This window comes from Mycobacterium sp. 852002-40037_SCH5390672 (assembly GCF_001665875.1).
Classification (GTDB): Bacteria; Actinomycetota; Actinomycetes; order Mycobacteriales; family Mycobacteriaceae; genus Mycobacterium.
In genome coordinates, this window is the sequence record NZ_LZTA01000119.1 from 1 (window position 1) to 659 (window position 659).

Consider the following 659-nt stretch of genomic DNA (forward strand, 5'->3'; position numbering starts at 1 on the left):
TCGGGTTCGGAGGGCATCGCGCAGGCCTGGCGCAACATCGTGTTCGGCGAGGCCGACATCGCGATCTGCGGTGGCGTCGAGGTCAGGATCGAGGCGGTCGCGATCGCGGCGTTCGCCCAGATGCGCATCGTGATGTCCACCAAAAACGATGACCCGGTGGGTGCGTGTCGCCCGTTCGACCGCGACCGCACCGGCTTCGTGTTCGGTGAGGCCGGCGCGCTGATGGTCATCGAAACCGAAGAACACGCCAAAGCCCGCGGGGCCAACATTCTGGCCCGTGTCATGGGCGCCAGCATCACCTCCGACGGCTACCACATGGTGGCCCCGGACCCCGACGGCGAACGCGCCGGACACGCGATGAGCCGTGCCATCCAACTCGCCGGGCTGAGTCCGTCCGACATCCATCACGTCAACGCCCACGCCACCGGCACCTCGGTCGGTGACGTCGCCGAAAGCAAAGCCATCAACAACGCGTTGGGCAGCAACAAACCCGCGGTCTATGCGCCCAAAGCCGCACTCGGCCACTCGGTGGGTGCGGTCGGTGCCGTGGAATCCATCCTCACCGTGCTCGCCCTGCGCGACCAGGTGGTTCCGCCCACCCTCAATCTGGAAAACCTCGACCCCGAAATCGACCTGGACGTGGTGGCCGGCAAACCCCG

1 protein-coding gene is annotated in these 659 nt (G+C 66.8%); it reads left to right on the forward strand.

Annotated features, from left to right (window positions below):
• On the forward strand, positions 1-659 hold a 659-nt coding region (locus A5782_RS21875; protein ID WP_304440356.1), incomplete at both ends, for a beta-ketoacyl synthase N-terminal-like domain-containing protein.